Annotated in this window: 8 protein-coding genes; 6 read left to right on the forward strand and 2 right to left on the reverse strand. The window is 40.3% G+C overall.

Features of this window, described 5'->3' with window-relative positions:
* From AC1DPZ_RS02655 to AC1DPZ_RS02670, 4 genes are all read left to right on the forward strand, one after another.
* On the forward strand, positions 1 to 968 hold a 968-nt coding region (locus AC1DPZ_RS02655; protein WP_477401070.1), incomplete at its 5' end, for an adenosylhomocysteinase.
* A 308-nt stretch (positions 969 to 1276) separates the two neighbouring features.
* Positions 1277 to 3166, forward strand: a complete 1890-nt coding sequence (locus AC1DPZ_RS02660; protein ID WP_477401071.1) for a T9SS type B sorting domain-containing protein — start codon at positions 1277 to 1279, stop codon at positions 3164 to 3166.
* A gap of 372 nt (positions 3167 to 3538) precedes the next feature.
* A complete protein-coding gene (locus AC1DPZ_RS02665; protein ID WP_477401073.1) occupies positions 3539 to 5131 on the forward strand; it encodes an ABC-F family ATP-binding cassette domain-containing protein in 1593 nt (530 codons plus the stop codon).
* A gap of 88 nt (positions 5132 to 5219) precedes the next feature.
* On the forward strand, positions 5220 to 5579 hold the full coding sequence (locus AC1DPZ_RS02670; protein WP_477401075.1) for a DUF1304 domain-containing protein: 360 nt from the start codon (positions 5220 to 5222) through the stop codon (positions 5577 to 5579).
* Positions 5580 to 5666: 87 nt separating this feature from the next.
* Here the strand turns inward: AC1DPZ_RS02670 and AC1DPZ_RS02675 are convergent, their stop codons facing one another.
* Both AC1DPZ_RS02675 and AC1DPZ_RS02680 read right to left on the reverse strand, forming a co-directional pair.
* Positions 5667 to 7106 carry a hypothetical protein gene (locus tag AC1DPZ_RS02675; RefSeq protein WP_477401076.1) on the reverse strand — a complete coding sequence of 480 codons (1440 nt, stop codon included), beginning with the start codon at positions 7104 to 7106 and terminating at the stop codon, positions 5667 to 5669.
* A 97-nt stretch (positions 7107 to 7203) separates the two neighbouring features.
* Positions 7204 to 9975 carry a TonB-dependent receptor gene (locus AC1DPZ_RS02680; protein WP_477401077.1) on the reverse strand — a complete coding sequence of 924 codons (2772 nt, stop codon included), beginning with the start codon at positions 9973 to 9975 and terminating at the stop codon, positions 7204 to 7206.
* A gap of 199 nt (positions 9976 to 10174) precedes the next feature.
* Between AC1DPZ_RS02680 and AC1DPZ_RS02685 the strand changes: the two genes are divergently transcribed.
* Both AC1DPZ_RS02685 and AC1DPZ_RS02690 read left to right on the forward strand, forming a co-directional pair.
* Positions 10175 to 10492: an ArsR/SmtB family transcription factor gene (locus tag AC1DPZ_RS02685; protein ID WP_477401078.1), complete on the forward strand. Its 318-nt coding sequence runs from the start codon at positions 10175 to 10177 to the stop codon at positions 10490 to 10492.
* Positions 10493 to 10688: 196 nt separating this feature from the next.
* Positions 10689 to 11354 (forward strand): helix-turn-helix domain-containing protein, encoded by a 666-nt coding sequence (locus AC1DPZ_RS02690; RefSeq protein WP_477401080.1) that lies wholly within the window; start codon positions 10689 to 10691, stop codon positions 11352 to 11354.
* The last annotated feature ends 701 nt before the right edge of the window (positions 11355 to 12055 follow it).

Raw genomic sequence — 12055 nt, forward strand, 5'->3', positions numbered from 1 at the left:
GTATTGAGCAAACCCTTTATTTTGGTGAAGACCGCAAGCCACTAAACATGATCCTTGATGATGGCGGCGATTTAACCAATATGGTGCTCGATAAATATCCTGAACTGATAGGCGAAATCAAAGGCTTATCTGAAGAAACCACTACCGGTGTTCACCGCTTATATGAGCGGATGAAAGCTGGTACCTTACCAATGCCTGCAATCAACGTTAATGATTCGGTTACCAAATCGAAATTTGATAATAAATACGGCTGTCGCGAATCGCTGGTTGACGCCATCCGTCGTGCAACCGATGTAATGATGGCCGGTAAAGTAGCCGTTGTTTGCGGTTATGGCGACGTAGGTAAAGGTTCTGCCGATAGCTTACGTAACTCTGGCGTGCGTGTTATCGTAACCGAAATTGACCCTATCTGCGCGTTACAGGCTGCTATGGAAGGTTTCGAGGTTAAAAAACTGGGTACTGCTATTAAAGAAGCAGATATTGTGGTTACTGCAACAGGTAACAAAAACATCGTTCGCGAAGAGCATTTCCGTGCTTTGAAGGATAAAGCCATTGTTTGTAACATCGGTCACTTTGATAACGAGATTGACATGGCCTGGTTAAATGGTGCTTACGGCAATACCAAAATTGAAATTAAACCACAGGTTGATAAATACACCATTGATGGCAGCGACGTTATTGTATTAGCCGAAGGCCGTTTGGTAAACTTAGGTTGTGCAACCGGTCACCCAAGCTTTGTAATGAGTAATTCGTTCACCAACCAAACCTTAGCTCAATTGGAGCTTTGGACAAATGGTGCCGCTTACAAAAACGAAGTTTACACCCTGCCAAAACACCTCGATGAAAAAGTTGCCCGTTTACACCTTGCCAAAATTGGTGTTGAACTGGAAGTACTTGACCAGGAACAGGCAGACTACATTGGCGTAACTGTTGATGGTCCGTTTAAACCGGAGTATTACAGGTACTAAGAAGAAATTCAAAATTCAAAAGTGAAAATTCAAAAGGCATGGTTTTAGGACTGTGCCTTTTTTTGTTGATAAGCAGATGGGATTAATTTACTAAATGCCGCCAGTCCTGCTTCTTTCGTAAAGGAAGTGCTGGTCATTGCACAACACCATCTGTTAATGAACAAACAATCTAAGTTATGCAATGTTCAAGATACACCTGCGCCGGCGATTGAACGATACCATGTAATTTTAATGGTATCATATTTATCGGCTTTAAAAAACATTATCGCAGTTAATGTTATTTTTAGTATGCGGGTCAATAAAGCTACATGAAAAAATATCTGCGTTTAATAAGCGCCATTGTCTTTTCACTGATTACTACAGTTGGGGCGCAGTCCGGGCAGCAGGTAAGTCGTATATTATCAACCACGGCTACACCGCAGCTAATTGTTGGCGATGTATCAGGCGTCATTTCGGCCTGTGTGGGTACAGCATCTGTAAGCCCGGCTATTCAGCAATTCCCGGTTTCGGCAAGTGGTTTGTCTGCCGATGTCACGGTTACAGCTCCCAATAATTTTGAGATCTCGATTGTTGCCGACGGAACTTATGGCAACAGTGTAATGCTTACCCAAAACTCCGGACTGATCTCCAATATAGTGGTTTATGTGCGATCATCAGCGCAGGCGGTAACAGGCAATATATCCGGAGACGTCACGCTAAGCTCGGGTTCAGTTAACCAAACAGCAAAAGTAACAGGCTATATTACCGCGCAGCCTGTGGTTAATCCGGTCGCCAGTCAAACCAAACAAAACGGGCAACTTACAGATGCCATTAATTTTACCGGAACAGCAGGCAGTTACGCGTGGACAAATGACAATACAACTATTGGTTTAGCCCCCAACGGTGCCGGGAACATCGGCAAATTCATTGCAGTAAATACAGGCACTACACCTGTTACGGCTAATATTACGGTTAGTCCGGTGCCTGCAAACTATGCCTATGCACCCAATGCCTTATTAAATTCGGTTTCACTAATAAACACCATTACCAACAAGGTAGAGGAGGTTATCACCGAAGGGATACCAGATCATTCAAGCCCGTTAAGGGTAGTGCTGAGCCCCGATAAAAGCTTGCTTTATGTGGCCAATCCGGGTTCAAATACGGTATCTGTAATCAGCACTGCTACCAATAAGGTACTTACTGCTTTTGCCGCAGGAGTTAATCCAACCGGCATGGTAATAAGCCCCGATGGCAGCAGGTTATATGTTACAGGTGGCACATCTAACCGGTTAAGCGTTATCGATGTCAATACGCACGCCATTGTAAAAATAGTTGCAACAAGCGTCAATCCTAATGATATGGCCCTCAGTGCCGATGGTAAAAAACTATACATCATCAACGCGGGTACAAATGCAGTTCAGTTTTATGATATTGCCGTCAATTACTTTGAATATGGTTTAGTTACGGGTACAACTCCAAGTAGTATTACCATAAGCCCGGATAACAAGAAGCTATATATAGCCAATTATAATTCGCACGATATAGCGGTGGTAGATATTGCAGGCAGATTTGTAGCCTATAAAATTGACGTTGCAACGCCGGCAGGGGGCATTGCCATAAGTCCGGATGGAACCAGGTTGTATGTTTCAAATACAACAGCAAAAAAGGTTACCGTTATCAACACCCTAACCAATAGCATACTAACTACCGTAGATGTTGGCGATAACCCGGCTGGTATTACCATTAGCAGCGATGGAAGTAAGGTTTACGTGGTTAATTCACTTTCAGCTTATATATCAGTTATAGATGCGGCTACCAATACAGCCTCACAGCAGATCCCTGTGCAACCGGGCGGGAACTTTATGGCTATATTCAGTGATAATTTATGCGCCGGGTTGCCGGTGCAGTTTAGCATCACTGTTGATCCTTCGGCAACGCCTCCTGAAACTCCGGGTGATATCATTATTCCCAATAGCTTTTCGCCCAATGGCGACGGCAGAAACGACCTGTGGGAGATCAAAAATTTAAGCGCTTACCCTCATAATACGGTTGAAGTATTCAACAGGTACGGGCAACGRCTGTTCAGATCAGTTGGTTACAGTATTGCCTGGGATGGCACTTTTAAGGGACAGCCGGTTCCGCAGGCTACTTATTATTATATTGTTAATCTTAAAAATGGTAACAAGTCGTTGTCGGGGAGTGTTACCATTGTCAGGTAATCCGGGCCGGGGCTGAAAAAGAAATTGATTTAAAAAGTATTGGTTGCGAAGAAATTTGCCCTATATTTTTTCTTCCAAATAATCTATATTTGCCTTATCGTTAATTAAAAATTACACCGGTGAAAATATCTAAGTAAGACAGGTGGTTATGTACCATCATCAATTCCGCCCCAACGGAACGTTTTGGTAATTATTTTGTCAGCTCGTCAATTACATTAACCCATGTGTGTTGCCGAATACTTAGATTTTATGTGATCATTTTACTGCGACAAGCTATATAGCTTAATATCCCGTTCAGCAACGCCATTCCGCGTGGCCGGATCCCCCATTTCACATTCTTCAACCTGTTTTAATTTTTAATATCATACTACTATGAGTATCGTAATCAAATCGCTTGCTTATACCCATCCCGATAGGGAAACCTTGTTTGAAAACATCAATCTATCTATATCCAAAGGTGATAAGGCCGCTTTGGTAGGCAACAACGGCGCCGGAAAATCAACCCTTTTGCAGCTTATAGCAGGCCGGCTTAAGCCGACGGCTGGAGAGATCATGCTTCCGGAGAAAGCGTATTACGTGCCGCAGCATTTGGGGCAATACGATGACCTTTTGATAGCCGAAGCTTTGCAGGTGGACAAAAAGTTGAAAGCTCTTCATGCCATACTTGAAGGCGATGCCTCGCCCCGCCATTTTACCGATTTGGATGATGACTGGGACATTGAAGAGAAAGTTAAGATCGCGTTAGCCTCCTGGCAGCTTGCGCACCTGGATTTGCTGCAGACAATGGCAACCCTGAGCGGCGGCGAAAAAACAAAAGTGTTCCTGGCCGGTATAATGATTCAATCGCCGGAGATTATTTTGCTGGATGAGCCAACCAACCATATTGATGCATCGGGCCGCGAACAGCTTTATAACTTTATTACAAAAAGTAAGGCAACTATTTTGGTGGTAAGCCACGATAGGGCTTTATTAAACCTGCCCGCTATCACCTTAGAATTGGATAAAAGCGGCGTTGAGCTATTTGGCGGCAATTACGCTTTTTATAAAGAACAAAAGGAAGGAACATTAAACGCCCTGCAATCGCGGTTGGATGAAAACGAAAAAAACCTGAAACAGGCCCGGCAAAAAGCAAGGGATATAACAGAGCAACGGCAGAAAAAAGAGGTGAGAGGAAAAGCCCGGGGCCAAAGCCAGTCGCTGCCGCGCATTATTGCTGGGGGGCTTAAGCGTAAGGCAGAGCAAAGTACGGCAAAACTACAGGATACCCACAATGAAAAGGTTAATGATATACTGGATAACCTTAAACAAACAAGGTTGCAGATACAGCAGTACCAGGTGCTGAAAATAGATTTGAAAAGATCTGGCCTGCATAAAGGCAAGGTGTTGGTTGATGCAAAAGGTATAAATTTTAGTTATGGAAATACGGTGCTTTGGCAGCCGCTTTCTTTCCAGGTACGTTCTGGCAGCCGGGTAAGGGTTGAGGGCAACAATGGTTCGGGCAAAACCACGCTCATCAAAATCATGATGGGCATCATGCGGCCCACCGTAGGAGAAATTTATATTGCAGGGTTTAATTATTTGTACCTCGATCAGGATTATACCTTGATTGATAATCAGCTCACCGTATTTGAGCAGGTTCAAAAGTTTAATGGCCGTAACCTGCCCGAACATGAATTGAAATCGCTGTTGCACTATTACCAGTTCCGCCATGATGTTTGGGACAGAAAATGTATGGTGCTAAGCGGCGGGGAGAAAATGAAACTGATGCTTTGCAGTTTAGTGGTAGGTAACAATACACCCGATATGCTTATATTGGATGAGCCAACAAACAACCTGGATGTGCAAAGTCTGGAAGTATTCACCTTAGCGATGAAGAATTTTAACGGCACTTTACTGGTTATTTCGCACGATCGTTATTTCATTGATGAGATGCTGATAGACACGTGTATTAACCTGGATGAATGATAAAAGGGGCCAAATAATTTTGGTGCTTTAAATACAGCCTAATTATCTAAATTAGAAAAACATAAATAGGTAAGAAAACATGGAGATCATGGCAAAAATTTTAATTGGACTTGTTGCAATTGAACATTTATATATCCTTTATATGGAAATGTTTGCCTGGGAAACACTTGGCCGCAAAACATTCAAAGGAGCTATGCCCGATAATTTGTTTGGCCCAACAAAAGGACTTGCTGCTAACCAGGGCTTGTATAATGGTTTCCTATCAGCAGGTTTAATCTGGACCTTTTTTATTACCGATAAATTATGGGCATTTAATATCAGCTTGTTTTTTTTAAGCTGTGTAATTATAGCCGGGCTTTACGGAGCGCTTACAGCAAGCAAAAAAATATTTTTTACACAGGCATTGCCGGCAATTATCGCCGTTGTTTTTGTGTTGCTTGGTAAGTAAGTTGGAAATTAGCCAATGCAAAATTCCATTTTAAATAAAAAAGCCCGCCTCAAAGTTTTGAAGCGGGCTTTTTATAATAGACTTTTATTATTTTACCGCACCAGGTGTAGTGTATGGCAATGTTTGTGGGCTAAAATTAGCCCATCCTGCGGTCCAGTCAGTTGCTCCAAAGGCGCCTTTGTAAGCAACCTTTTCAAAGAAAGTATCTGCAACTTTTGCATCAGTAAATAATGCACCGGTTAATGCTACAGATGCGGCAGTTTGGATAAAGTTTGGTACACCTGCTCTTGCAGCGGGAGCTATATCAGCGGCAAATTTATACGGATCTGTATAAACTGAGGAAGCATAAGCATCAGGAGTAAATATATTGTTTAAAGTGATTTTAGGCGTAATTAATCCAAGGGTTGTTGCATTAGATGCTTTTATCTGGTTATTTTTAACATTACTGCCTATAACAAGGTTATTGGCAAATACCGATTTTCCTCCAATATAGTTGGCCGAAGCATTTTCAGTACCACCTGCTGGTAATGTATCATCATAATATATACCTTCTGTATAGCCGGCAATAACAGAGTTTAATATACTGATTGATGAATTACGACGAATTTGCGCGCCATGCTGAAAATTTGCATTTATAGAAGTAAAAGTAGCAGATTCTTTAGGGCCTAATATGGTCATGTTTGAAAATACCGCATTTGTTTGTGGCGTAACATTTGTACCTGAGCTTAGGTTATCAGATTCAAATCCATTTGAGCCAGAAACGTCGGCAGTTGCAGCTAAACGCTGGGCTAAACCAAATTGTATTTTACCCGAAAAACCATTATCTGTATCAAAATCATCGTCCCAGCTATCAATTGCAAGTAAGTGTTTTGCATTTACAGTACCACCAAACCACTCATAAGCATCATCTCCTGAACGGTAAACCTCTACATATTCAATTGTAGTACCAGAGCCAACGCTACCTAATGATAAACCATTTAATTCATTATCAGGGCCCAACGGAATACCTGCATATTCAATACGTACATACTTTAAAGTGCCGGAGTTATCAGCTGCGTCGGTACCGCCATGTTTTGCCTTGTCTGTAGCATCAGATATACCTTCAATAGCAACAGAAGTTCCAAGGTTATTAGGCGCTTTACCTAATATAACCAACCCACCCCAGTCGCCCTGTGAACGGCCGCCTGCGGCAAGGTTTGAAGTAAATACAATTGGTTTATCTACTGTTCCGGTGGCGTTTATTTTTGAGCCGCGTGTAATAATTAACGCACCTTTTGTTGCTTTATCACCTTTAATTATTGTTCCGGCTTCTATCGTTAAAGTAACGTTATTAGTTACATAAACGTTGTTTTTTAAAAGGTAAATTTTATCAGCAGTCCAGGTGGTATTGGTAGTAATATCGGCGCTAATTTCAACAACATTACTTGTTGACGGAGGGTTAACATCACCATCATCAGTGCTGGTTTTTGAACAACCAGATATGAATACACTTAGGCTTAATGCAGCCATTAATAAGATTTTTTTCATTTTCGTTTTAATTATTTATTGTTAATTGGGTTATTAATTGGATGTGATAAATTAAATTTCAAATAGTTTTTAATAGATAATGGGGTTTAAGTTTATTTTAGAATGTATAGTTAAAAGCAAATGAATAATTGCTTCCTGATTTAAAGCGGCTCAGGGTTTGATCGGTATTAGCGTCATATTTTTTGTTTCCATTGTTGTCATAGTATAAAGCGCTTCGCTGGTTTAAAATATCACCCGCATTTAATTTCAATTCGCCTTTGCCTTTCAAAACCTTTACACTTAATTGTAAATCTATCACGTCTCTTGGGGCTTCCCATACACTCGGAAAAGCTGCTCCGGCCGCTATAGAAAGCCTCCGCCCAACTTTATTGTACAAAGCATTGAAATTTAATTTGCCATCAAGAAAACTATGCTGTAAGCCGGCATTTATTACATAAGGAGCTTGCCCAACAAGCGGGCGKTTGGCTTCAAGAAAATTTATACTTCCATCCGATGGATTAAATACTTCTGATTTGATTACAGCCACGTTTGCATAAGCTGTTGTATTTTTGAAGAAATTGCCCGGTGCAATAAAATCCAGCGTTTTGCGCACTTCAAACTCGGCTCCGTACACGGTGGCTTTATCGGTATTGAAATAGGTGATTATACGTTGAGAGCCTGCATCCTGATTATAGGTTTCGATAGCATCTTTGAATTTTTTATAAAAAACTGAAACCGAAATGATCTGTCCGGCTGAGGGATACAGCTCAAAGCGAAGATCGGCATTATTAATAGTTGCTCTTTTTAAATTTGGATTACCCTGAAGCGATGCCAATAACTCATAATCATTTACGGCTGATGTTGCCAGCTCCCTAAATTCGGGGCGCGCTAATGTTCGGTAATAAGATGCTCTTAAATTAATTTTTTCTGTTAGGCTATAGGTGAAATTAGCCGATGGAAGTACGTCAACGTAATTTTGCTTTACTTTATTTAAGTTGTCTTTTGATGACAGATCCAGGTTAAACTGCTCTACCCTTGCACCCCAAACCACCCTAAATTTTTCCGCCAATTTATTGTCCAGCATTGCATAGCCGGCATTTGTAAGTGAGTTTGCCGAATAGGAATCAGGTTTAGGGTTAATTTCATCAATTTTGTAAATATTATTGTTGATAAGGTCTTTTCCAAAAAGCCTATTCAACGGCCTTTCTCTTACTGCAGGATCATCGTTTCTTAATAATACACCTATAAACCTGATGTCGAAATTCCTGTCGCGATAAAACGAGTTTAACCCGGTTTTTAAGGTAGCCGTTTTACTAAACATTTTTATTGGCTGCGAATAATTAACGGCTGCAGAATATGCGTCTTCATTCAACTTCGAATATTGCCTTGCATTGTCTTTTCCTAATGTTGACAAATTAGCCCCAAAGCCAACATCTGGGTTATTTCTGTCCGCAATAAGCCTTGTGTAACTAACTTTACGTTGATCAGGCTGATCATTCAATACATTACTATAACTTAATGACCAGTTGATTTTAGCATTATTATCTCCTAAAGGATGATTACCTTCAATTGTAGATTTTAACAAAGATTTTTGCAATAAATCAAAGGCAAAAAACTTTACGTCACTTGATGTAGCAGCATTTGTACCTGTCCTGGATAAGAACTGGTCGTCATATATTCTGTTATACGTGTTTTTAAAGGTTATTTTGTTCTTGCCAAAAGTGTAACCAAAATTAGCTAACGCGCCTATATTGGTCGAAAATTTGTAAATATCATCCTTGTAGTCGTAATCATAATAATCACGCACTACATCGTTATAAATATTTTGCGAATTACGGTATGTTAATGAAATAATGGCACCAAACCTGTTTCCACTCTTTTCAAAGTTTTTTACCCTGCCAATAGTAAACTGGTAGTTTTGGGTAGGCAGGGCTTTATTACTATAGATATTCCAATCCTGTGGTAGTTTTTTGAGCGCCGATATATTCTGTTCGGTTGTAAGGCCATTTATTATCCTGCTGGATGAGGGAAAACCAGCAGCTAAACTTTTGCCGCCATCATCAAATCCAAAATAATCAGTAGCGTTCCTTGTTCCACTTTTAAAATCCTTAAAAGTTGATGCAGTATTGTAGCCGCCGCCAATTCCCAGTGTAACAAAATTCTGATCGGGAAGATCTTTGGTGCTGATTTGAATAGCGCCGCCTGTAAAATCGCCGGGCAAATCAGGAGTTCCGGTTTTACTTACAATGATATTTTCTACAAGATTAGAAGGTACAATATCGAACGAGAACGCTTTTCTGTTAGGCTCAGTACTTGGTAGTTGGGCTCCATCCAGTAGTGCCGTATTATATCGATCACTTAACCCTCTGATAACAACAAACTTATTATCTTGTATGGTTGCTCCACTTACCCTTTTTAATACATCAGCCGTACTTCTGTCTGGTGATTTTCTGATAGTTTCTGATGATATACCATCTGATATTGACGCACTGTTTTTTTGAACGGCATATAGCGAGGCAACGGAGGCCTGGCGGTAGGTGGCCCTTACAACGACTTCTTTAAGCGCTTGGGTAGTAGCTTCCTGCAAAGCCACGTCAAGATTAGTTACCGCTCCTGCTTTCACCTCAATTTCTGAAATTGACTTGCTCTGGTAACCAATATACCTAACAACTATCGTATACTTTCCCGGCTCCAATGCAGATAAAATATAACTTCCGTCAACGCTGGTTGACGCCCCTTTTGTTGAGCCCTGAATGCCAACTGAAGCGCCAATAAGCGTTTCGCTTGTTTTTTGGTCTATTACCTTACCGGCAATTTTACCGGTACCCTGGGCATGTAATAAACTTGTACAAAATGCCGATAATATAAAAAGAAGTAATAATTTTTTCACGTGCTAATTTTAATCAGCTGCAAAACTACCTCCGTCAAATTAAGCCCATGTTAATAGCATGTTATCAAATCGAATATCTTAGATGTTAGATTTGATATTAAGTTAATCGCTCATCAAATCTTCATAATCCGTTGTTTCCTTTGGGGAAATGCTTAAAAGAAATTAATTGATTCAGGGTATTACAGATGAGTTTTATTTAATGGCTAATCACAAAAAAGAAGAGTTTACCTCTACAGATCAGCATATTTCATTAGTAGCCAAAGCAATGTCGCATCCGGCAAGGATTGCTATTCTGCGTATTTTGGCCAAACATCCTAACTTTACCACGGGAGAAATTGTTGAATTATTGCCCTTAGCCCAGCCAACAGTTTCACATCACCTGAAAGAATTAATTGCATCAGACCTAATCATTGCATCCAATGAAGGTAAAAAATCTATCTACCAGGTAAACTGGTCAAGTTGGAGCAGCTACACCGGGGTTTTTGACAACCTGATGGACATGATGCAAAAAAAATAATGCATATTCTTTAAACCAGGCACATCCGGCCTGTATCGCTATAATTGTTACTGTATCGCGGCAAAATGCAGGCTAAGTAGCGGATAGATTTGCTTCCATTTTGTAATGGGTGACGGCTTTGGTAATTGGCGTTAATTTATTTTTCTTATATATTGCAATGTTGCTTTAAAGCAATATTAATTTAATGTTAAGTTAAATGCCGTACGCAAAATCCGCCTTATCAAAATTCGATGCCGGTGATAACGAACTGTCAACTTTCGCAAAAGCTTTGGCTTTGCCTATAAGGGTTGCCATTATCAGGACGATTGTTGAGCATGGGAATAGTATATCAAAGGATATGATATACACACTTCCCCATAATCCCGACATAATCAGCAGGCATATCTCTGAATTAAGAACTTTAAAAATCATCAGGCAAACCGGGATAAAGGGAAATATCATATACAATATTGACGAAGACCTTTTTAGCCGGATGTCGGCCATGTTCTCCATACTTTTTAAAACAATTGATGATTTGCAGCCGCCCATTGAAGATCTCCGGGCGGCAGAAAAAAAGGATGGGGAGAAACCGCCAGCTTTTGAAAACTTTGGTGCATTTATTCACTTCCACCGGGTGGATTTAAACATGTCTCAGGAAGTTTTTTCAAAAAAGCTTGGCATCGACCGGGCAGACCTTAGCCGTATTGAACGCGGCAGGAAAACCCTGGATGCTGATAAATTAAAACTGCTATCCAACGCGCTCTATATCGACCTGCCCACTTTGAAAAAAGAATACTACAGCCACCAGATAAACGAACTGGCCAACGAAAGCGGCTTGAAAGTTATTATTACGGCAGACAAAGCAGTTAAGGCTGATTATTAAGCCCGGTAATACCAATCACAGGCTGATCAATCCAGCAGCGGGACTGAGATCTCACTCCGATATTTTTGTACAATCCCGCCGGGCAGATACATTTTTTTCTCCGGGCTTTTGTATTTTTAACCTGGAATATACAGCCTAAGACTATGTTAATATACAAGTATTTGTTTTATAAATTTTACTCCTTCTCAAAGCTGCTTCAGAATGGTGTAATTACTTCTGCCGCTAATGCGTACATGATGACATCTGTGTTTATAACTTTCAACTTAGCTGTAGTTATTTGCATAGTCAATTTGATTGCTGAAAGATTGGTAGTAAAAGATTTTTTACTGTATTTTATTTCCTTTTTACCTTTAGTGCTTGTTTATTTCAAGTCGATATATAAAGGGAAATACTTATTAGATAATAGATTGTTTAAAGGTGAAAGCAAAACCAAAAGTGTCATAGGAGCTATTTTAGTTGTTGCTTATTGCATTATATCCATCTGGCTTTTCACTTACTACGGCTCCTTATTAAGAAAAGATATCTTGAAAATTAATTAATAAAATGTAGGTTGTCGCAGCTTTTGCGCTGGTTCTTGCGACATGTAGCCATTGCACAAACCGTCGGCATGCAAGTCTTGAATTTGCAAATCCCAGAAGGATTATAACTGTAAGTTTCGCAACCGTTTTTTGGATAGATGGTTTTTATAAGGTTGCAATATT

This window comes from Mucilaginibacter sp. P4_G9 (genome assembly GCF_056400985.1).